The 20,529-nt window shown below is 73.6% G+C and carries 19 protein-coding genes and 1 riboswitch; of the genes, 10 read left to right on the top strand and 9 right to left on the bottom strand.

Going from position 1 to position 20,529, the window contains the following annotated elements:
* Positions 1–96: 96 nt before the first annotated feature.
* Positions 97–852 (top strand): helix-turn-helix domain-containing protein, encoded by a 756-nt coding sequence (locus ACFY7H_RS26230; protein ID WP_388942408.1) that lies wholly within the window; start codon positions 97–99, stop codon positions 850–852.
* Positions 853–874: 22 nt separating this feature from the next.
* Here ACFY7H_RS26230 and ACFY7H_RS26225 read toward each other — a convergent pair whose 3' ends face one another.
* Both ACFY7H_RS26225 and ACFY7H_RS26220 read right to left on the bottom strand, forming a co-directional pair.
* Entirely contained in the window at positions 875–1,498 is a 624-nt protein-coding gene (locus tag ACFY7H_RS26225) for a response regulator (RefSeq protein WP_388942406.1), read from the bottom strand.
* Positions 1,495–2,649, bottom strand: a complete 1,155-nt coding sequence (locus tag ACFY7H_RS26220; protein ID WP_388942573.1) for a sensor histidine kinase — start codon at positions 2,647–2,649, stop codon at positions 1,495–1,497. Before ACFY7H_RS26220 ends, ACFY7H_RS26225 begins: the two co-directional genes overlap by 4 nt.
* 539 nt (positions 2,650–3,188) lie before the next feature.
* On the opposite strand from ACFY7H_RS26220, the gene ACFY7H_RS26215 reads away from it, so the two are divergent.
* Complete coding sequence (locus ACFY7H_RS26215) at positions 3,189–3,719, top strand: heme-binding protein (protein WP_388942404.1); 531 nt, start codon at positions 3,189–3,191, stop codon at positions 3,717–3,719.
* 40 nt (positions 3,720–3,759) lie between these two features.
* Positions 3,760–5,163: a M1 family metallopeptidase gene (locus ACFY7H_RS26210; RefSeq protein WP_388942401.1), complete on the top strand. Its 1,404-nt coding sequence runs from the start codon at positions 3,760–3,762 to the stop codon at positions 5,161–5,163.
* 77 nt (positions 5,164–5,240) lie between these two features.
* On the opposite strand, the gene ACFY7H_RS26205 is transcribed toward ACFY7H_RS26210, so the two are convergent.
* On the bottom strand, positions 5,241–5,816 hold the full coding sequence (locus ACFY7H_RS26205) for a TerD family protein (RefSeq protein WP_388942398.1): 576 nt from the start codon (positions 5,814–5,816) through the stop codon (positions 5,241–5,243).
* Positions 5,817–5,957: 141 nt separating this feature from the next.
* On the opposite strand from ACFY7H_RS26205, the gene arfB reads away from it, so the two are divergent.
* Positions 5,958–6,383, top strand: a complete 426-nt coding sequence (gene arfB, locus ACFY7H_RS26200) for an alternative ribosome rescue aminoacyl-tRNA hydrolase ArfB (protein ID WP_388942395.1) — start codon at positions 5,958–5,960, stop codon at positions 6,381–6,383.
* 24 nt (positions 6,384–6,407) lie between these two features.
* Here arfB and ACFY7H_RS26195 read toward each other — a convergent pair whose 3' ends face one another.
* Positions 6,408–6,980 carry a flavin reductase family protein gene (locus tag ACFY7H_RS26195; protein WP_388942392.1) on the bottom strand — a complete coding sequence of 191 codons (573 nt, stop codon included), beginning with the start codon at positions 6,978–6,980 and terminating at the stop codon, positions 6,408–6,410.
* A 520-nt stretch (positions 6,981–7,500) separates the two neighbouring features.
* On the opposite strand from ACFY7H_RS26195, the gene cdgB reads away from it, so the two are divergent.
* Both cdgB and ACFY7H_RS26185 read left to right on the top strand, forming a co-directional pair.
* Positions 7,501–9,231: a diguanylate cyclase CdgB gene (cdgB, locus tag ACFY7H_RS26190; protein WP_388942389.1), complete on the top strand. Its 1,731-nt coding sequence runs from the start codon at positions 7,501–7,503 to the stop codon at positions 9,229–9,231.
* A gap of 68 nt (positions 9,232–9,299) precedes the next feature.
* Positions 9,300–10,310, top strand: a complete 1,011-nt coding sequence (locus tag ACFY7H_RS26185; RefSeq protein ID WP_388942386.1) for a CBM35 domain-containing protein — start codon at positions 9,300–9,302, stop codon at positions 10,308–10,310.
* Between the two features lie 24 nt (positions 10,311–10,334).
* On the opposite strand, the gene ACFY7H_RS26180 is transcribed toward ACFY7H_RS26185, so the two are convergent.
* From ACFY7H_RS26180 to ACFY7H_RS26170, 3 genes are all read right to left on the bottom strand, one after another.
* Positions 10,335–11,252 (bottom strand): 1-phosphofructokinase family hexose kinase, encoded by a 918-nt coding sequence (locus ACFY7H_RS26180; protein ID WP_388942383.1) that lies wholly within the window; start codon positions 11,250–11,252, stop codon positions 10,335–10,337.
* Positions 11,253–11,355: 103 nt separating this feature from the next.
* A complete protein-coding gene (gene nagA, locus ACFY7H_RS26175; protein WP_388942380.1) occupies positions 11,356–12,507 on the bottom strand; it encodes an N-acetylglucosamine-6-phosphate deacetylase in 1,152 nt (383 codons plus the stop codon).
* Positions 12,507–13,439, bottom strand: coding sequence for an ROK family protein (locus ACFY7H_RS26170; protein ID WP_388942569.1), 933 nt, complete (start codon positions 13,437–13,439; stop codon positions 12,507–12,509). The genes nagA and ACFY7H_RS26170 overlap by 1 nt, the downstream gene beginning before the upstream one ends.
* A 210-nt stretch (positions 13,440–13,649) precedes the next feature.
* On the opposite strand from ACFY7H_RS26170, the gene ACFY7H_RS26165 reads away from it, so the two are divergent.
* The 3 genes from ACFY7H_RS26165 (at position 13,650) to otsB (ending at position 16,237) form a co-directional block, all read left to right on the top strand.
* Positions 13,650–14,954, top strand: coding sequence for an extracellular solute-binding protein (locus tag ACFY7H_RS26165; RefSeq protein WP_388942377.1), 1,305 nt, complete (start codon positions 13,650–13,652; stop codon positions 14,952–14,954).
* A gap of 76 nt (positions 14,955–15,030) precedes the next feature.
* On the top strand, positions 15,031–15,315 hold the full coding sequence (locus ACFY7H_RS26160; protein WP_388942374.1) for a DUF3263 domain-containing protein: 285 nt from the start codon (positions 15,031–15,033) through the stop codon (positions 15,313–15,315).
* A gap of 64 nt (positions 15,316–15,379) precedes the next feature.
* Positions 15,380–16,237, top strand: a complete 858-nt coding sequence (gene otsB, locus ACFY7H_RS26155) for a trehalose-phosphatase (protein WP_388942370.1) — start codon at positions 15,380–15,382, stop codon at positions 16,235–16,237.
* A 30-nt stretch (positions 16,238–16,267) separates the two neighbouring features.
* Here the strand turns inward: otsB and ACFY7H_RS26150 are convergent, their stop codons facing one another.
* Complete coding sequence (locus ACFY7H_RS26150) at positions 16,268–17,728, bottom strand: trehalose-6-phosphate synthase (RefSeq protein ID WP_388942367.1); 1,461 nt, start codon at positions 17,726–17,728, stop codon at positions 16,268–16,270.
* Between the two features lie 115 nt (positions 17,729–17,843).
* On the bottom strand, positions 17,844–18,821 hold the full coding sequence (locus tag ACFY7H_RS26145) for a glucosyl-3-phosphoglycerate synthase (RefSeq protein ID WP_388942364.1): 978 nt from the start codon (positions 18,819–18,821) through the stop codon (positions 17,844–17,846).
* Positions 18,822–19,056: 235 nt separating this feature from the next.
* Positions 19,057–19,194, top strand: a riboswitch (SAM riboswitch).
* 17 nt (positions 19,195–19,211) lie between these two features.
* Here ACFY7H_RS26145 and thrC point away from each other — a divergent pair.
* The gene (thrC, locus tag ACFY7H_RS26140) at positions 19,212–20,501 is read left to right on the top strand and encodes a threonine synthase (RefSeq protein WP_388942361.1); all 1,290 of its coding nucleotides are present in this window, start codon (positions 19,212–19,214) and stop codon (positions 20,499–20,501) included.
* Positions 20,502–20,529: the final 28 nt, after the last annotated feature.

The raw sequence follows: 20,529 nt of genomic DNA, 5'->3' as shown, positions 1-20,529 counted from the left end.
CGTGGAGGTGAATGCAAGGGGTGCCGCAGGTGTCGGATTGCAATGGGCTTGGGGTGGATGCATACTGCGCGTGTCGACGAGGGGAGACGAGCGCCGATGCCCGGAGGACGGCTGACCGGCGAGGACCGCCGGCACATCGCCACGTGGCTGGCCGAGGGGCTCGGGTACGCGGAGATCGGGCGCCGCCTGGGGCGGCCCGCCTCGACCGTCATGCGGGAGGTCACCCGCAACGGCGGGCCGGGGGAGTACGCGGCCGAGCGGGCGCAGGAGGCCACGCGGGACCGCGCGCGCCGGGGCGGGCAGCAGGCGCGGCCTCCGGCGCCGCACACCCCCGACACCGGCCACGGGCGGGACCCGCGGGCGGTGCGGGAGTTCACCGAGTCCTTCACCGGGCTCCTGGCCCGGCAGGGGATGCCGCCGATGGTCTCCAGGGTGCTCGCCTGCCTCTACACCACCGACTCGGGCGCCCTCACCGCCGCCGAGCTGGTCCAGCGGCTCGACGTCAGCCCGGCGTCCGTCTCGCACGCCGTGGCCTGGCTCGAAGAGCAGGGGATGCTCAGGCGGGAGCGGCTGCCCGGCGAGCGGCGCGAGCGCTACGCCGTCGACGACGAGCTCTGGCTCCGGTCGCTGCTGGCCGCCGCGCGGATGAACGACGTCCTGGTGGCGGAGTCGCGGCGCGGAGCCGAGGTGCTCGGGGCGGGGACTCCCGCCGGGGCGCGCTTCGAGGCCTCGGTCGAGCTGCTCTCGCTCGTCAACGAGGCCCTCGGGCAGGCCGTGGAGCAGTGGCGGCGGAGACTGGCCGGGCGGGACGCCGGGCGGAGCCCCGGCCGGGACGCCGACGCCGGGCCGTGAGCGCCATCGGCCGTGAGCGGGGTCACGAGGGCAGCAGGCGTTGCTCCTTGGCCACCGCCACCGCGCCGGCGCGGGTGTCGACGCCGAGCTTGTCGTAGATGCGTCCCAGGTGGGTCTTGACCGTGGCCTCGCTGATGAACAGGGCCCGGGCGATGTCGCGGTTGCCCAGCCCCCGGGCCAGCTGGCCCAGGATGTCGAGTTCGCGGTCGGTGAGGGTGGGGCGCGTTCCGCGCATGTGGGCCATGACCCGGCTCGCGACGGGCGCCGACAGGGTGGTGCGGCCCGCCGCCGCCGAATGGATGGCTGCGAAAAGCTCCTCGGGCCGTTCCGCCTTGAGCAGGTAGCCCGTCGCCCCCGCCCCGATCGCCCGGGTGATGTCCGCGTCCGTGTCGTACGTCGTGAGGACCAGGACGTGCGGCGGGGAGGGGAGGGCGGTGATGCGGCGGGTGGCTTCGACGCCGTCGATGCCGTCGCCCAGCTGGAGGTCCATCAGGACCACGTCCGGCCGGAGCCTGGCGGCCAGCGCGACCGCCTCCTCGCCGCTGCCCGCCTCGCCGAGCACCTCGATGTCCGGTTCGCTGCCGAGGAGCGCGAGGAGTCCGGCGCGGACCACCACGTGGTCGTCGCAGAGGAGGATCGTCGTCATCCTGTGGGCTCCAGGGGGATTGAGGCGGAGAGGACGGTGCCCTCGCCGGGGGTGGATTCGATCGTCAGGGTGCCGCCGAGCTGGCGCACGCGGGCGCGCATCGCCGGGAGGCCGTGGCCGCGTTCGGGGCCGGCGCCGGCGGGGGTGGCGACGGTGAAGCCGGCGCCGTCGTCCGCGATGTCCAGGACCACCTGGTCGCCGAGGAAGCTGAGGGTGAGGGCGGCGGTGTGCGCGTGCGCGTGTTCGCGGACGTTGGCCAGGGCGCCCTGGGCGATGCGCAGGAGGGCCGATTCGGTGCGGTCCGGGAGGGGGACGGGTACGCCCTCCAGGTGGAAGCGGACCTCGACGCCGGGGCCGGCGTCCAGGGCGCGCAGGGCGTCGGCGAGGCCCGCGCCGTCGGCCAGCTCGGGCGGGGCCAGGTCGTGGACCAGGCGGCGGGCCTCGGCGAGGCCGCGGGCCGCGATGCCGGTGGCGGTACGGACGTGCGCGCGGGCGGTGGCCGGGTCGCTGTCCCAGGTGCGGTCCGCGGCCTGGAGGAGCATCTGCTGGCTGGACAGGTGCTGGGCCAGGGTGTCGTGGATCTCCATGGACAGCCGCTGCCGCTCGGCGAGGGTGCCTTCGCGGCGTTCGGTGGCGGCGAGTTCCCGGCGGGTGCGGATCAGGTCGTCGATCAGCGCGCGCTGGGCGCGGGCCTGGCGCTCCATGTGGACGAAGACGGCCGTGGCCAGGGCGGCGATGGCGGGCGGGGCCAGCAGGAGGTTGGGGTCGAAGGCTGTGGAGAGCTTCAGCTGGGCCGCCACGACGAAGACGGTGAGTACGCCGACCAGGGCGACGGCGGCGCGCGGCGGGAGGGTGCGCAGGGCCGTGAAGAACAGCGGTACGGCGCACCAGGCGAAGCTCGGCGCGAGCACGACGAGGACGACCCAGGTGGCCACGACCAGGCCGAGCCAGAGCCGGCGGCGCAGGGTCGGGGGCGCGGGGGCGCCGGGGGCGGGGGCGGCCTGGGTGACGCCGACGGCGGGGCCGAGGACGTAGAGCAGGGCGAGGGCGATGCCGAGGGAGATCACCCAGGGGGTGCGGGGTTCGCCGGGGTGGCGGAGCAGGAACCGGGCCACCGAGGCGCCGAGCAGCAGGAAGAACGCCGCGTGCATGACGGCGGCGAGGGTGCGGGTGTCGGGGGCGGTCGCGGGGTGCCGGCTCACGGCGTGGCTCCTGGGGGTGGGCGGAGGTTTCCATGCTGCCGCAGCCGCAGCCGCAGCCGCAGCCGCAGCCGCAGCCGCAGCCGCAGCCGCAGCCGCAGCCGCAGCCGCTGCCGCTGCCGCTGCCGCTGCCGCAGCCCCGGCCGGGCCGCGGCCCCGGCGGACGGATGCCGGGGGGATGGTCGCCCCGGCGCGGCGGGTGCCGGTGCGCGGTGGTCCGGCGGGGTGGCGGCGCCCCGGCCCCCGGGGCGGCGGTGCCGCGGCCGGTGCCGCCGCCCACCGGCCGGGGCGGTGCTGCGGCGTTGCCGCTCCACCCCGCGCGGGGGCGTGTGACCAGGGGAACCGGGCGGCCCGCCCCACCACATCGGCCGATCGGATGATGCCCGGGTCAACCGGTGCGCTGGGCGGGGCGAGCCGGTACGGGGACGGCCCGGGGCGGGGTCCGGGGCCAGGCTTGGAGAGAGCCAGCCGACGACCCACCAGGAGCTGAAATGAACACCCGCACCCGCGTCCTCACCGGCACCGCCCTCGCCGTCGTCCTCGGCGCCGGGACCTTCGGCGCCGTCAGCGCGAGCGCCACCCCCGCCGCGCCGGCCAAGAAGGACTCCGACAAGAACTTCACCACCTCGACGCACCTCACCATCGGTGCCGCCACCCGCGCCGCGCAGGCCGCGCTGGAGGCCGCCGAGAAGGAGAACCAGAAGGTCACCGTCGCGGTGGTCGACCGCAACGGCAACACCATCGTCACCCTGCGCGGCGACGGCGCCGGCCCGCAGTCCTACGAGTCGGCGGAGCGCAAGGCGTTCACCGCCGTGTCCTGGAACGCCCCGACCTCCGTCCTCGCCGGCCGCCTCGCGCAGACTCCGAACCTGAAGGACATCCCGGGCACCCTCTTCCTCGGCGGCGGCGCCCCCGTCCAGGCGGGCGGCGCGCCCGTCGCCGGCATCGGCGTGGCCGGCGCCCCGAGCGGCGACCTGGACGAGAAGTTCGCCAAGGCCGGTGTGGAGTCCCTCCAGCAGTAGGGTCCGGCTCCGCCGCGGATCACCCGCTTAGGATCGGCGCGTGGAACTCAAGCGCCTGGCCGCCCCCGCCGTCACCGCCCTGCTCGTCCTCACCACGGGATGTACGGGCGCGACGGTGCAGGGGCGGCCCGGCGCGTCCGGGCTGCGCGATCCGTTCTTCCCCCGGGCGGGCAACGGCGGCTACCAGGTCGACCACTACGCGCTGGACCTCGCCTACGACCCCGCCGACGGGCGGCTGCACGGCACGGCCGTCATCACCGCCCGCGCCGGCCAGGGCCTCAGCTCCTTCAACCTCGACTTCAGCGGCCTCAAGGTCGAGGCGGTGGACGTGCAGGGCGCCGCCGCCCGGTACAACCGGACCGGCAACGAGCTGACGGTGCGCCCGGCCAAGGACCTGAAGAAGGGCGAGGTCTTCCGTACGACGGTGGACTACTCCGGGCGGCCGAAGCCGGTCGTCGATCCGGACGGGTCCGAGGAGGGCTGGATCACCACCGAGGACGGTGCGGTCGCCGTCGGCGAGCCGGTGGGGTCGATGGGCTGGTTCCCCGGCAACCACCACCCGAGCGACAAGGCCGCGTACGACGTGACGGTCACCGTGCCGGACGGGTACGAGGCCGTCTCCAACGGGCGGCTGCGCTCCCGGCGGGAGACGGGGGACGGGCGGACGGAGTTCGCGTGGCACAGCCCGGAGCCGATGGCGAGCTACCTGGCGACCGTCGCCGTCGGCAAATTCAGGGTGAGCACCGGGCGGACCCCCTCCGGCGTGGAGGTCTACAACGCCGTCGACGGCGGTGAGGCGGCCGGCAGCGAGGCGGCGCTGAAGCGGCTGCCCGAGATGGTGGAGTGGGCGAGCACCAGGTTCGGCCCCTATCCCTTCGGCACGGCCGGATCGATCGTGATGCCCGCGGGGACCCTCGCGTACGCGCTGGAGACCCAGACCAAGCCCGTCTACCCCGGCGCGCCCGGCGAGGAACTGGTGCTGCACGAGCTGGCCCACCAGTGGTTCGGGAATTCCGTCTCGCCGAAGTCCTGGAAGGACATGTGGCTCAACGAGGGCTTCGCCACGTACGCGGAGTGGCTGTGGTCCGAGGACCGGGGCGGGATCACCGCGCAGCGCCGTTTCGAGGCGTTCCTGGCGGGTGACACCTCGGTCGACGCGGAGGCCGGGGGCGGCTGGGACGCGTTTCCGCCCGCCGCGCCGCCCGGCGCGGCGCAGGTGTCCGACGCGCCCGTGTACTACCGGGGGGCCATGGTCCTGCACCGGATCCGGCAGGAAGTGGGGGACGAGGCGTTCTTCGGCCTGCTGCGAGGCTGGACCGCCGACCACCGGCACGGCAACGCGAGCACCGCGGACTTCACCGCGTACGCGCAGCGGCGGACGGGCCACGACCTGAAGAAGGTGTGGGACGTGTGGCTGTACGGACAGGGCCGCCCCCGCGCGTAGGCCGTGGGCGCCCCGGGACGCCGGCCGGGCCCCCCGCCCGGAGGTCCGGGGAGGGGGCTTCGGCCCGGCGGGCGGGATCAGACGTTGACGCCGAAGTCCTGGGCGATGCCGACGAGGCCGGAGGCGTAACCCTGGCCGACCGCGCGGAACTTCCACTCGGCGCCGTTGCGGTAGAGCTCGCCGAAGACCATGGCGGTCTCGGTGGCGGCGTCCTCGGAGAGGTCGTACCGGGCGATCTCGGCGCCGCCGGCCTGGTTCACGACGCGGATGTAGGCGTTGCGGACCTGGCCGAAGTTCTGGCTGCGGTTCTCGGCGTCGTAGATGGAGACCGGGAAGACGATCTTGTCCACGTCGGCGGGGAGGCCGGCGAGGTTGACGTTGATCGCCTCGTCGTCGCCCGAGCCCTCACCGGTGCGGTTGTCGCCGGTGTGGACGATGGTCTGGTCCGGGGTGGACTTGTTGTTGAAGAAGACGAAGTGACCGTCGGAGACGACCTTGCCCGTCGCGTTGACCGCGATGGCGGAGGCGTCCAGGTCGAAGTCGACACCGGTGGTCGTGCGGACGTCCCAGCCGAGGCCGACCGTGACGGCGCTGAGGCCGGGGGCCTCCTTGGAGAGCGAGACGTTGCCGCCCTTGGACAGGCTTACTGCCATTTGACTGGTGTCCTTCCTCGTCACATGACCGCGATGTGGGGTCAAGCTACCGCTGCCGTTATAACGCGGGCAGGGGGCGCGAAGGTTCCAGGCACGTGGAAATGGGGTGACGTGGCGCGGGCGGAGGCCGATCATAGGGCCATGCCTGGTCCCCATGTCATCCGCGGTTCCGTCGTGCTCCCCGAGGCGGAGCTCGCCTGGCGGTTCTCGCGTTCCTCCGGGCCGGGCGGGCAGCACGTCAACACCTCCGACTCGCGGGTGGAGCTGCTGTTCGACCTGGCGGCGACCGAGGCGCTGCCGCCGGTGTGGAAGGAGCGGGCGCTGGAGCGGCTCGCGTCCCGGCTGGTCGACGGCGTGGTGACGGTACGGGCCTCCGAGCACCGCTCGCAGTTCCGCAACCGGGAGATGGCGATGGTCCGGATGGCCTCCCTGCTGGCGGAGGCCACGGCCCCGCCGCCGAAGCCGCGCCGGGCGACGAAGATCCCCCGGGGGATCAACGAGCGGCGCCTGCGGGAGAAGAAGGCCCGGGGCGAGACCAAGCGGAACCGCAGCGGGCGCGACTGGTAGCGCGGCCCGACCGGAAGAGACGGCCTAAGGGGCCAGGTGCCGGTAGCGGCCGCGGAAGTAGGCCAGCGGCGGTGCGTCCGGGACCGGGAGGCCGGCGGCGAGGACGCGGCCGACGACCAGGGTGTGGTCGCCCGCCGTCACGCGGGACTCGGTGCGGCACTCCAGGGTGGCCAGCGCGCCCGACAGCAGCGGCGCGCCCGACAGGGCGCCGCGTACGTACGGGACCCCCTCGAACAGCAGCCGGTCGCTGATCCGGCCCTTCATCGCGAAGCGGCTCGCGACCTGGAGCTGGCTGTCCGCGAGGAGGGAGACCGCCCACAGCGGCTGCTCGGCGAGCAGGTCGTCCATGCGGGAGTCCTCGCGCACGCTCACCAGGACCAGTGGCGGGTCCAGGGAGACCGACATGAAGGCGGTGGCCGTCATGCCGACGTCCTCGCCGCGGGGTCCGCCGGCGGTCAGGGGCGGCTCGTGCGCGGTGATCAGGCACACGCCGGCGGCCAGCCGGGACATGGCGGCACGGAACTCGTCGTTGCTCACCCCCTCAGGATGGGGGGTGGCGGGCGCGGGAGCCGGGTCTGCGGCGGTCGTCTTGGGCACGTACCGAACGCTAGTCCCGCGCCCGCCCGCCGCACATCGGCCCCCGGTCCCCACCGCCTCCCCGACCGGGGTCCTAGGCCCTGTCGTCAAAGTCCCGCCTGGCCCGCGGCCCCCGGCACCGCACCTCGCCGCGTTGTCGGGGCACCCAAGTACGTCCAGTACTCGGGTGCCCCTCCGCCTTGCGATGCACGGCACCGGACGCCGCAGGCCTGACCGGCGCTCCTTTGACGACAGGACCTAGGCCCGGAGGTGAAAGTCCGCCCCACCGGCGCCACTTTCGCGCCGCGGCCCGGGCCCAGGCCGTATCGTTTGCCGCCGGGAACGGGAGGGAGCGTTCCCACTCCGTACCCCCTCCCCAGCACGCCCTTATTCATCTCATGTGACTTGAGTCACAGAGGGCAAGATTTGTTGACCCTGTGTACCTGCCGCACAGCTCACTGTGATTCAGTGGACGGGACACCGCAACGAAACGCCGATGACATACCTGGAGTTGCTGTCGAGGTCTCGGGGAGAGCGAGCAATGGAGACCGAGTCGGAGCCGTACGTCCGTCTTGCGACCTTGCGGCAGCTGCACCGGGTGGTGGCCGAGCTCAACACCGCGCGGAGCCTGGCGGACACCCTGCAGACCGTAGTGGACGGCATCGTCAGGGGCCTCGGCTACGAACTCGCCTGCGTCAACCTCGTACGCCCTGACGGGGATCTCGTGGTCGCGGCCTTCGCAGGCGACCCCGCCGCCGAAGCCCTCATCACCGGCCGCGTCGGTTCCCGCCCCGCCTGGGAGCGCCGCCTGACCATGGGCGAGGACTGGGACGGCCTGCGCTTCATCCCGCACACCGAGGGCTGGGTCCTCCTGGAGGACGACGTCCCCCAGTGGCACACCGACGGCCCCGATCCGCGCTTCCAGGACGAGTGGCACCCCGAGGACCGGCTCTACGCCCCCATGTACGCGACGGGCGGGGAACTGCTGGGTGTCATTTCGGTGGACAGACCGCGCAATGGGCGCCGCCCCGGCGCGTGGGGGCGCGAAGCGCTCCAGATGTACGCCTTCCAGGCCGCCATTGCGATCAGCAACGCCAGGCTCCGCGCGAACATGCAGCGCGCCCTGGTCCGGCTGGAGCGGGAGCAGCAGGCACTGCGCGCCAGCGAGGAGTCGTTCCGGCAGGCCTTCGAGTACGCGCCCAGCGGCATGGCCATCGCCGAGATGGGCGGCGACCAGCACGGCCGGCTGCTGCGCACCAACGACGCCCTGTGCCGCCTCCTGGGCCGGCCCGCCTCCGTGCTGCGCCGCTACTCCTTCTCCGACCTCGTCCACCCCGAGGACATCGGGACCCTGCTGCGCACCTCCGCCGAGGGCGGCCGCGCCGAGCTGCGCCTCGGGCGGCGCGACGGCACGTACGTCTGGGTCTCGCTGCGCAACTCGGTGGTCGCGGACGCCGCCGACGGGCCCCGCTTCCTGCTCACGCACGTCGAGGACATCGAGGAGCGCAAGCGGCACGAGCTCCAGCTCGCGCACCGGGCCAGCCACGACTCCCTCACCGGTCTGCCCAACAGCGCCGAGCTGCGCTCCCGGCTCGGGGCGCGCCTGTGCCGGCGGCCCCAGTCCGTACGGGCCAGCGCGGTGGAGGCGCTGGACGCGGCGTACGAGGGCCGCCCCGGGGCGGGTGGTGCCGGCGAGCACGGCTTTCCGCCCGAGGGGCAGCAGCACGGGTACGGCGGCGGCTACCCCGCCGGGCCGGGCGCCGCGCAGACGGGCGACTCCTTCGACTTCCCCGGCCCGCTCCCGGGCCGGCCGGACGGCCCGTACGACCACCACGTGCACACGGTGGCGCCCGCCGGCGACATCGACGACGGCACGAAGGGGCTCGCGGTGCTCTTCTGCGACCTCGACGGCTTCAAGTCGATCAACGACCGGTTCGGCCACCACACCGGCGACGCCGTCCTGATCGAGGTGGCCCGGCGGCTGACGACGGGCGTCAGGGACGGTGACACCGTCGCCCGGCTGGGTGGTGACGAATTCGTCGTCCTCGCCGACGGGCTGGGCGCGGCCGACGCCGCCGACCTCGCCGTGCGGCTGCGCAACGCGATCATCCCGCCGATTCGGGTGGACGGCCGCGCGGTGCGCGTGGGAGCGAGTTTCGGGATCGGCTGGGCCAGCTGCGGGATGTCCGCGGAAGAGGTGCTGCGCTCCGCCGACCAGCGGATGTACATCGAGAAGCGGTCCCGTTCCAAGGCGCACCGGCGGGCCGGCTGATCACGCGGGCCGCCCGTGGGCGCACGTGTTCGGGGTAGGCTCCCGTGGGTCGAAAGGAGTGACCTGCGATGACGACGCCCGCGAACAACGGCCCGCACGGTGGGGCGAACAAGCCCGAGGACGATGACCCGTTCGGCTACCTCTACGCGGACGGCCAGGCCGCCGGAGCCACCCCGCCCGGTCAGGGCGGCGGATACGGCTACCCCGGCCCGACGGCCGGCGGACCGTCCGGCGCGCAGCCCGGCGTCCCCCGGACCTCGTACAACCAGGTGCGCACGGTCGGCGAGCGGACCTACGGCGGCCAGCGCGGCGCCGTTCCGCAGCAGCAGCCCCCGCAGGCCTACCAGGCCCAGTACCAGGCGCCCGAAGCCCTCCAGGCGAACGGCTACGGCGTCCCGCAGCAGCCGTCCGCGCCGACGGCGCCTCACCAGCCCGTCCCGTCCCGGGGCGGCGGCCGCGGCGGTGGCTCCAGCCGCCGGGGCATGGTGATCGCGGCGATCGCGGTGGTCGCCGCCGTCGGCATCGGCATCGGCGCGGCCGTGGTCTTCGGCAAGAAGAACGACAAGGACGACAAGAACCAGGCGACGGGCCCGGCCCAGTCGGTGGCGCCCTCGCAGAAGTCCGATCCGGAGCCGAGCGGATCCCCGCAGCCCTCGCAGGCCCCGCTGCCGAAGGCGGACGCCTCCGGGGCGGGCATGGCCCTGACGGGCGGCGCGGCGCTGCAGGCCACCGTCCCCGGTGCGAAGAGCGCGGGCGGCCAGTACGTCGGCAACTTCAACCAGACCGGCGCGGCCGTCACTTGGACGCTGGACGTGCCCAAGGCGGCCCAGTACAAGCTGAAGATGACGTACGCGGTGCCGGGCAAGGACGCCAACACCACGTTGACCGTCAACGGCGAGGCGCAGTCCCGGCCGATAAACATGAAGAACTTCGCGCACGCCAAGCCCGGTGAGTGGGGCTGGACGTACACGCACTCGCTGGTGCAGCTGAAGAAGGGCACCAACACGGTCAAGATCTCGTGCGAGACCGGCAACCAGTGCGAGATCAACATCGACCAGCTCTGGCTCGAACAGGGCTGACCGGGCCTCCGGCCGGCGGCCGCCCTACAGGGCCGTGACCTTCACCGACCCCCGTACCTCCTCGTAGGTGCGGGGGTCGAAGTCTCCCGCCGTCGGGGCGTGGACGGTGGCCGCGGAGAGGGCCACCGCGCGGGTGAGGCGCTCGGGCCAGTCCAGGCCCCGGGTGAGCGCGGAGAGCAGGCCCGCCACCGCGGAGTCGCCCGCGCCGGTGGGGTTGCCGCGCAGCGGCCGGGGCGGGGCCGCCTCCCAGGTGCCCTCGGGGGTGGCGGCGAGCAGACCGGCGGGGCCCAGGGAGGTGACCACGGCGTGGGCGCCGCGGCGGCGGGCGTCGCGGGTGGCGGGCAGCGGGTCGCGGGAACCGGTCAGCTCCGCCAGCTCGGCGGCGTTCGGCTTGATGACCTCCGGCCGGGCGGCGACCCCGCGGCGCAGGGCCTCGCCGCTGGTGTCCAGCAGGACCGGGACGCCGGCCGCGCGGGCCGCCCGTACCAGGACCGCGTACGCGCCGACGGGCACGCCCGGGGGCAGGCTGCCGCAGAGGGCCACGGCGCGGGCGCCGGTGAGGAGTTCGGCGTACCGGTCGAGGAAGGCGGCCCATTCGGCGGCGGAGATCTGCGGGCCGGGCTCGTTGAACTGGGTGGTGTCGCCGGTGCTGTCGTCGACGACGGCCAGGGTGCGCCGGGTGGTGCCGGCGCAGGGGACGAGGGCGTCGGCCACGCCGGGCGTGTCCGCCAGGAGTTCGCGTACGACCTGCCCGGCCGGGCCGCCGGCGAAGCCCGTCGCCGTGACCTCGTCGCCGAGCGCGGCGAGCACCCGGGCCACGTTCAGGCCCTTGCCGCCCGCGCGTTCGGTGACGCCGGTGACGCGGTGGGAGGTGTGCGGCAGCAGTCGCGGCACCCGGTGGGTGATGTCGAGGGCGGTGTTGAGCGTCACGGTGAGGATCATGGCCAGTCCCGGTCTTGGTGTGTGCCGGGATCATGCCAAATCGAGGGCGGCCGGCCCAGTCCCGCGGGCCGGCCGCCCCGGTCGTGCCGGGTGGACGGCCGGTTCAGGACGGCGGGCTGACGATCCATTCGCCGCGCCGCATGACGCCCTTGACGTCGAACGACGCGTCCAGGACCACCAGGTCTGCGTACTTTCCGGGCTCCAGCGAGCCGACCTCGTCGTAGAGGCCCAGCAGCTTGGCCGGGTTGGCGGAGATCGCCTGGACCACGGACTCGACGGGCAGCCGGTCCACCGTCACCGACCGCTTGAACGCGGTGTCCAGGGTCAGCGTGGAACCGGCGATGGAGCCGCCCTCCACGAGCCGGGCCACGCCTTCGCGGACCTCCACCTCCAGCGGGCCGAGGTGGTAGGTGCCGTCGCCGAAGCCGGCCGCGTCCATGGCGTCGGTGATCAGCGCGACGCGGTGCGCGCCCGCGTGGTGGAAGGCCAGCTCCAGCATCGCCGGGTGCAGGTGGGTGCCGTCGTTGATCAGCTCGACGGTGACGCGTTCGTCCTCCAGCAGGGCGGCGATCGGGCCGGGAGCGCGGTGTTCCAGGCCCGGCATGGCGTTGTAGAGGTGGGTGGCGACGGTCGCACCGGCCTCGATGGCCTGGCGGGCCTCGTCGTACGTGGAGTCGGTGTGGCCGATGGCGGCGATGACCCCGTGCTCGGCCAGCAGCCGTACGGAGTCCAGGCCGCCGGGGAGTTCGGTGGCGAGGGTGACCATGCGGGCGGCGCCGTGCGCGGCGTCGACCAGCTTGCGGACCTCGGCCGGGTCGGGGTCGCGCAGCAGGTCCTCCTTGTGCGCGCCCTTGCGGCAGGGGTTGATGAAGGGGCCCTCGAAGTGGATGCCGGCGATCTCTCCCTGCTGGGTGAGCTCGGCGAGCAGTCCCGCGCGGCGGGCCAGTTCGTCCAGGCCGCCGGTGACGGTGGAGGCGACGAGGGTGGTGGTGCCGTGTTCGCGGTGGGTGCGTACGCCCTTGAGGACCTCCTCGGCGGTGCCGGAGGTGAAGGAGGCCCCGCCGCCGCCGTGGTTGTGCATGTCCACGAAGCCGGGGACGATCCAGTGCCCGGACAGGTCGGTGACGTCCGCGTCCTCGCGGGCGCTGCCCGCGATGCGGGCGCCCTCGACGATGACGCGGCCGCCCGCCACGATCCCGGTGGGCAGCACCACCCTCGCGCCGGAGAGAACGGTGCTGTGTGCGCTTCCGGACATCAGGCAGGTACCTCCGTGGCGAGTAGGTCCCAGGCGAGCAGCCCCGCGCCCAGGCATCCGGCGGTGTCCCCGAGGGCAGCCGGAACGATCTCGGGCAGCCGCTGGAACGTCACGCGCTCCTCGACGGCGGTCCTCAGTGGTGCGAACAGCGTTTCCCCGGCCTCGGCGAGCCCGCCACCGATGATCAGCGTGTTCGGGTCCAGCAGGGTGATGGCGGTGACCAGGCCGTCGGCGAGGGCGCCGATGGCGCTCAGCCAGACCTCGCGGGCGGCCGCGTCCCCGGACTCGACGGCCTTGGCGCAGTCGGCGGCGTCGGCCGCCGGGTCGCCGGAGGCGGCGGCCCAGGCGCGGCTGACGGCGGAGGCGGAGGCCAGGGTCTCCAGGCAGCCGTGCTGGCCGCAGCCGCAGGCGGGGCCGCCGGGGCGGACCACGATGTGCCCGATCTCACCCGCGTAGCCGTGGGCGCCGGCCTCGATCCGGCCCGCGATGCCGATGGCGCCGGCGATGCCGGTGCCGAGCGGGACGAAGAGGAAGCGGTCGGCGCCCCGGCCCGCGCCGATGCGGCCTTCGGCGAGTCCGCCCGTGCGGACGTCGTGGCCGAGGGCGACCGGGATCCCGCCGAGGCGGGCGCCCAGCAGTTCGCGCATCGGTACGTCGCGCCAGCCCAGGTTCGCCGCGTACACGGCGATGCCCCGGTCGGCGTCGACGATGCCGGGGACGGCGACGCCGGCGGCCGAGGCGGCCGTGCCGAAGCGGGCGCGGCCCAGGCCGAGGAGCTCGTGGGCGAAGTCCAGGATCGTCTCGACGACGGCTTCGGGGCCCCGCTCGCGGCCGGTGGCGCGGCGGGCCTCGTGCAGCAGGGTGCCGTCCGCGCCGATGAGGGCGGCCTTGATCCCGGTGCCGCCCACATCCAGGGCGATGACGTGTTTCACGGGTTTCACAGCAGACAGTCTCGCGTGCTCGGCGGGGAAAGGTCTAGTCCATTGGAGGGGATTGTTGAGCAGCCATACAAATCCGGGCACCTGCCCGGACACGGTCCGGACACAGTCCGCGGCGCGGCCCGTTCCGGATGTGGAGGAGCCGCCAAAGTGGTGTAGACCTTACGTCGGATCGTACGTACAACCTGGGGTGGATCAAGAACTGTGAAGGGCCGTTACCTGAGGCCGGCGGCGACCGGCGCCGCGCTGTGCCTGACCGTGGCGACGCTGGCGGGCTGTGGAACCGTCTCCGGCCTCACCGGGGACAACGAGGTGACCCTGCGGGTCGTGGCGGCCGACTACGGGGACAATCCGCAGAACTCCTCCGCCGGTTACTGGAAGGACCTCGCCACCTCCTTCGAGAAGGACAACCCCGGCGTCCGCGTCGAGGTCAGCGTCTACTCCTGGTCGGAGGTCGACGCCAAGGTCGCCGCCATGGTCAAGGCCGGCAAGGCCCCCGACATCGCGCAGATCGGCGCCTACGCCGACTACGCGGAGGCCGGCAAGCTCTACACCGCCGACGAGCTGCTCTCCGTCAACACCGAGGCCGACTTCCTCGCCCCGCTCGCCGACGCGGGCAAGGTCAAGCGGGTCCAGTACGGCATGCCCTTCGTCGCCAGCACCCGGCTGCTCTTCTACAACCAGAAGCTGCTCGGCGACGCCGGGGTCATCCCCAAGGACGCCAACGCCTCCTGGCAGCCCAAGAGCTGGGCGGAGCTGGAGGCGGCCGCCAAGAAGCTCAAGGCGGCGAACGTCCCGACCCCCTTCGCGCTGCCGCTCGGCCGCGAGGAGGCCCAGGCCGAGACGATGATGTGGATGCTCGCGGGCGGTGGCGGCTACACCGACAACGAGGAGGCGTACGCGATCGACTCCCCGGACAACGTCAAGTCGCTGGAGTTCCTGCGCGACAAGATGGTCGGCCAGCAGCTGACCGGCCCGGTGGAGCCCGGCAAGCTGGACCGCCAGGCCGCCTTCGACGCCTTCACGCGCGGCGAGGTGGGCATGCTCAACGGCCACCCGACGCTGCTGAAGCAGGCCGCCGGCAAGGGACTGCGGTTCGGCATGGTCGCCATGCCGACCGCCGACGGCACCGACCACTCCACGATGGGCGTCGCCGACTGGGTGATGGCCTTCAAGAACGGCCACAAGAAGGAGTCCGGGAAGTTCCTGGACCACCTGTTCTCCGCGAAGAACGTGACCGCCTTCACCAACCGGTACGACCTGCTGCCGGTCACCACCAGCGGCTACCGGGCCATGGCCGCCAGCACCGGCGGCACGGCCACCCAGCTGAGGACCTTCCTGACCGCCCTGCCCAGCGCCCGGCTCTACCCGGTCGGCAAGAAGTCCTGGGCCGGCGTCAGCGAGGACGTCAAGCAGAACATCGGCAAGGCCGTGCAGCCGGGCGGGCAGCCCGCGAAGGTACTGGAGGAGATCGCCACCAGGGCGCGCAAGGCGGACGGCGAACGCTGACCCCCCGGCCCGTGGCACACCGCTCCGGCCGGGACCGGGCCGGGGCGGTGTCGGTGGGCGGCGTTAATCTGGCCGTATGACGGACGGCGGCCAGGCGGGTGAAACGGCGGGGAACGGGGCGGCGGAGACGGCGCACGGCCGGCTGACCGCCGCCGAGGCCGCCGTGCTCGCCTACGAGGGCCGCAGCTGGCCCGGCCCCGGAGCCAAGGAGCGGGCCGTGCGCGAAGGCCTCGGGCTCACCCCGGTCCGCTACTACCAGCTGCTCAACGCCCTCATGGACGACCCGCGCGCCCTCGCCCACGCCCCCGGCACCGTCAACCGCCTCCGCCGCATCCGCGAGGCCCAGCGGGCCAGGCGCTGAGCGGCCGGCCCCGGCTCGGGGGAAGGCTGGTCGGCGCCGCGGCCGCCCCGGTAAGGTCATCCGTATGGGGAGCCAGCCGCACGACCTGCCGCCGATGCCCGTGCCCGCCACCGCAGCCGGACGCGAGGGACTCGAAGCCCTCCTCCGCGCACCCCGCAGAGCCGTGATCGCCCTCGATTTCGACGGCACCCTCGCCGAGATCGTCCCCGACCCCGACCAGGCCCGCGCCCATCCCTCCGCCGTGCCGGCGCTCGCCGCGCTGGCGCCGCAGGTGGAGGCCGTGGCCGTCGTCACCGGCCGGCCCGCCGGGGTCGCCGTCCGCCACGGCGGCTTCGCCGGGGTGCCGGGACTGGAGCACCTGGTGGTCCTGGGCCACTACGGCGCCGAACGCTGGGACGCCGTCACCGGCATCGTCCACGCCCCCGCCGAACACCCCGGCGTCGCCGCCGTACGGGCGGAGCTGCCGGGGTTCCTCGACGCGATCGGGGCGTGGCGCGGGACCTGGATCGAGGAGAAGGGCCGGGCGCTGGCCGTCCACACCCGCCGCGCCGAGGACCCCGCCGCCGCCTTCGAGGCCCTGCGCGAACCCCTCGCGGAGCTCGCCGCCCGGCACGGGCTGATGGTCGAGCCGGGGCGCGCCGTGCTGGAGCTGCGCCCGCCGGGCACGGACAAGGGCGTCGCCCTGACCGAGTTCCTGGAGGAGCGGGACGCCGGGGCCGTGCTGTACGCGGGGGACGACCTGGGCGACCTCGCGGCGTACTCGGCGGTCGAGAAGCGCCGCGCCGAAGGCCTCCCGGGGCTGCTGGTGTGCAGCGGCTCGGCGGAGGTCCCGGAGCTCGCGGCCCGCGCCGACCTGGTCCTCCCGGGCCCGGCGGCGGTGACGGCCTTCCTGGCGCGGCTGGCGGCCGCCCTCACTTCCTGAAGGCGGGACGCGGGCCGCGCCCCGCCCGCCTCACCCCCGCAGTGCGTCCAGCTGGGCCGTGAACCAGGCCGCCGGGGGGAGGGCCGTCGCGGCCGCCGCCAGGCGCTTGGTGCGCTCCGCGCGTTCCGCCGGCGGCATGGACAGGGCCTCGTGGAGGGCCGCGGCCGTCGCCGAGACGTCGTACGGGCTGACCGTCAGCGCGTCCCCGCGGAGCTCCTCGTACGCCCCCGCCCCCGTGGACAGCACCAGCGCGCAGCCCGCCTCCGACACCACCGGGATCTCCTTCGCGACCAGGTTCATCCCGTCCCGCACCGGGTTGATCAGTGCCACGTCGGCCAGGCGGTACGCGGCCAGGGAGCGGGCGAAGTCGTCCTGCACGGAGAGGAGGACCGGCTGCCAGTCCTCCGTGCCGAACTCCTCGTTGATCTCCGCCGCCAGCTCGCGCACCGACGCCGTGTACGCCCGGTACACCTCCAGGTCCTGCCGTGAGGGGTAGGCGGACGCCAGGTGCACCACGCGGCCGCGCCACTCGGGGTGGACGGTCAGCAGCTCCCGGTAGGCCAGCAGGCCGCGCAGGACGTTCTTCGACAGTTCCGTGCGGTCGACCCGGACGATGGTCCTGCGGTCGCCGACCTCCGCCCTCAGCGCGGCCAGCTTGTCGTCGACCTCCGGCCGGTGCGCGAGCGTGCGCAGGTCTTCCTCGTCCACGCCGAGGGGGTACTGGGTCACCGCGGTGAACCGCTTCTCCCCGTACCCGCTCCCGTCCGCGGTCGTCCTGCGGTGGTGCACCCCGCTCTGGCCGTCCCGCGGGAAGAACGCGCTCGCCACGCCGCGCACGTCGTCCATGGTGGCGCCGCTGATGAAGTTGTCGGCCCACCCCCACGTGTGGAAGCCCAGCCGGTCCGCCCCGAGCATCCCCCACACCAGTTGGCTGCGGATGTCGTCCGGGAGCATGTCCAGGAACTCCCGCGACGCCCACGGGGTGTGCGTGAAGTGCGCGATCCGCAGGTCCGGGCGCAGTTCGCGCAGGGCCCCCGGGACCAGGGCGAGGTGGTAGTCCTGGACCAGGACCGACGCGCCCTCCGCCGCCTCCTCCGCCAGGGCCTCGGCGAAGGCCTGGTTGTACGCGGTGTACGAGTCCCAGCGGCGGCGGAACGCGGCGTCGAAGACCGGCTCGCGCGGGACGTCGTACAGGTGGTGGTGGGTGAACCAGAGCACGGAGTTCGCGATGCCGTTGTACGCGTCGTCGTACACCTCGGGATCGATGTCCAGCATCCGGACGCCGGGCTCGGAGACGCCCCGGCGGACGGCCTCCCGGTCGGCGTCCGACAGTGCCGCGCAGATCCAGAGGGCCTCCGGCTGCGCGGCGAGCGCCGCGGACAGGCCGGAGACGAGGCCGCCGCCGCCGCGCCGGGAGCTGAGGGTGCCGTCGGCGTCGAGGGCGTACGAGAGCGGGCCGCGGTTGGCGGCGACGAGAACCTGAGAAGCCATACGGGAAGCCATGCGGCGAACCTAGCCCGGTCCGTCCTCGCTCAAACGTCCGGTAATTGTCCGGTTCGTCACGTCCTGGCCGGCCCGGGGCCCACGCCACCCGTCGCCCCGGGCCTCACGCCACCCGCCGCACCGCGTACTCCTCGACCTCCAGCATCGGCGGCCGCTCCTCCGTGTCCACCGCGTACGTGCGCGGAACGAACCCGTCCGGCCCCCGCTCGAACTGCGTGAGCCTCGGCCGTACCCGGGCGTGCGCCCAGCGGTGGCCGGGGGAGTGCCCGGCCGCGAGCCGCAGCTGCGCGGTGCGGTAGATCGCCGCGGCCATCCGGCCCAGCGCCTGCCCGTCCTGGTGCCGGTGCAGCCGGACCCCGACGTCCACCTGGGCCAGCGCGTCCAGCCCGACCGTGTGCAGCGCGTCCACCAGCAGGCCCAGCTCCACCCCGTACCCGACGGGGAAGGGCAGCCGCTCCAGCAGGGAGCGGCGTACGGCGTACTCGCCGCCCAGCGGCTGGACGAAGCCGGCCAGCTGGGGCCAGTGGAGGTTGAGGAGGGGGCGGGCCACCAGCTCCGTGACGCGCCCGCCCTGGCCCGGGGCGTCGCCGAGCGGGCGGTCGTACATGGCCTTGACGAACTGCACCGGCGGGTCGGTCAGCAGCGGTCCGACGATCCCGGAGACGAAGGCGGAGTCGAAGTCCCGCAGGTCGGCGTCCACGAAGCAGACGATGTCCCCGGTGGTGGCCAGCAGCGAGCGCCACAGAACCTCGCCCTTGCCGGGCACCGCCGGGATCCGCGGCAGCACCGAGTCCCGGTGCACCACCCGGGCGCCGGCCCGCGCCGCGACCTCGGCCGTACGGTCGGTGGAGCCGGAGTCGACCACCACCAGCTCGTCCACCAGGGGGACCGCGAGGCCCTCGATCAGATCGCGCCGGATCACCTCCACGATCTGCCCGACCGTGGCCTCCTCGTCGAGCGCGGGCAGCACCACGCTCACCGTCGTACCGGACGCCCGTTTCCGGTCGAGCAGCCGGTCGAGCGGTCGGTCGGCGGCGGACCAGGAGCGGACCGCCAGCCAGCGCTCCACGTCATCCAGCACTCTCAGCACTCCCTGGGCTTCTCTGCGGCACTCGGCGACCGATGCCCGGCGCTCGGTACTCGGCGGCACTCGGCGGTTTTCGGCCGAATTGTGATCCATCTCGCGGTTCGGACGGCTGTCTCAACCGCCCGTCCCTTCGGTTACAGTCTTGAACAACGCGAAGGACCACCGCATGCCGGGGGTCCCGCGTACAAACGCACCGGCGCGCCAGAGAGCGCGTGTGCCGGTGCCATACCGCTCATCCAGAGGGGCAGAGGGACACGGCCCGTTGAAGCCCCGGCAACCCTCCAGTCGGTTCTCGCCACGCGAGGCCCCGGCTAGGGAAGGTGCCAATTCCGTCTCATGGCGAAGTGCGCCATGGGGAAGATGAGGAGAAAGGGCCTCGCCATCATGGCTGCACAGACTGTCGCCACCTCTGCCACCACCGGGTCCGTCGATCTGGGACCCGCCACCGGCCTTTCCTGTCGTGAGTGCGGCACCCGCTTCGAGCTCGGCCCGATCTTCGCCTGCGTCGAGTGCTTCGGCCCCCTGGAAGTCGCCTACGAGCTCCCGCTCGGCGACCCGGAGGCCCTGCGCGCCGCGATCGAGGCCGGCCCGAACAACATCTGGCGCTACGCGCCCCTGCTGCCCGTCCCGGCGGACGTGGCCTCCAAGCCGAGCCTGAATCCGGGCTTCACCAAGCTCGTGGACGCCGAGAACCTGGCCAAGGAGCTGGGCGTGACCGGCAAGCTCTACGTCAAGGACGACTCCGGCAACCCGACGCACTCCTTCAAGGACCGTGTCGTGGCCATCGCCGTCGAGGCCGCCCGCGCCTTCGGCTTCACCACCCTGTCCTGCTCCTCCACCGGCAACCTGGCCGGCGCCGTCGGCGCCGCGGCCGCCCGCGCCGGCTTCCGCTCCTGCGTGTTCATCCCGCACGACCTGGAGCAGGGCAAGGTCGTCATGGCCGGTGTCTACGGCGGCGACCTGGTCGGCATCGAGGGCAACTACGACGACGTCAACCGCTTCTGCTCCGAGCTCATCGGCGACCCGCTGGGCGAGGGCTGGGGCTTCGTCAACGTCAACCTGCGCCCCTACTACGGCGAGGGCTCCAAGACCCTGGCGTACGAGATCTGCGAGCAGCTCGGCTGGCGGCTGCCCGACCAGCTCGTCATCCCGATCGCGTCCGGCTCCCAGCTGACGAAGATCGACAAGGGCCTCCAGGAGCTGATCAAGCTCGGTCTGGTCGAGGACAAGCCGTACAAGATCTTCGGCGCCCAGGCCGAGGGCTGCTCCCCGGTGTCGACCGCCTTCAAGGCCGGTCACGACGTGGTCCGCCCGCAGAAGCCGAACACCATCGCCAAGTCCCTGGCGATCGGCAATCCGGCGGACGGCCCGTACGTCCTGGACATCGCGCGGCGCACCGGCGGCTACGTCGAGGACGTGAACGACGAGCAGGTCGTCGAGGCCATCAAGATCCTGGCGCAGACCGAGGGCATCTTCGCCGAGACCGCGGGCGGCGTGACCGTCGGCGTGACGAAGAAGCTGATCGAGAACGGGCAGCTCGACCCGGCGCTGACCACCGTGGTCCTGAACACCGGTGACGGCCTCAAGACCCTGGAGGCGGTGGCCGCGGACAGCGGCCAGAGCGCCACCATCCGCCCCAGCCTGGACGCGTTCCGCGCCGCCGGCCTGGCCTGACCATCCCCCTGCTCTACCGGAAAGGCAG

The organism is Streptomyces sp. NPDC012794 (genome assembly GCF_042901085.1).
Classification (GTDB): Bacteria; Actinomycetota; Actinomycetes; order Streptomycetales; family Streptomycetaceae; genus Streptomyces.
Note: the sequence above shows the minus strand (reverse complement) of the source record. Positions and strands in the feature narration are given on the sequence as shown.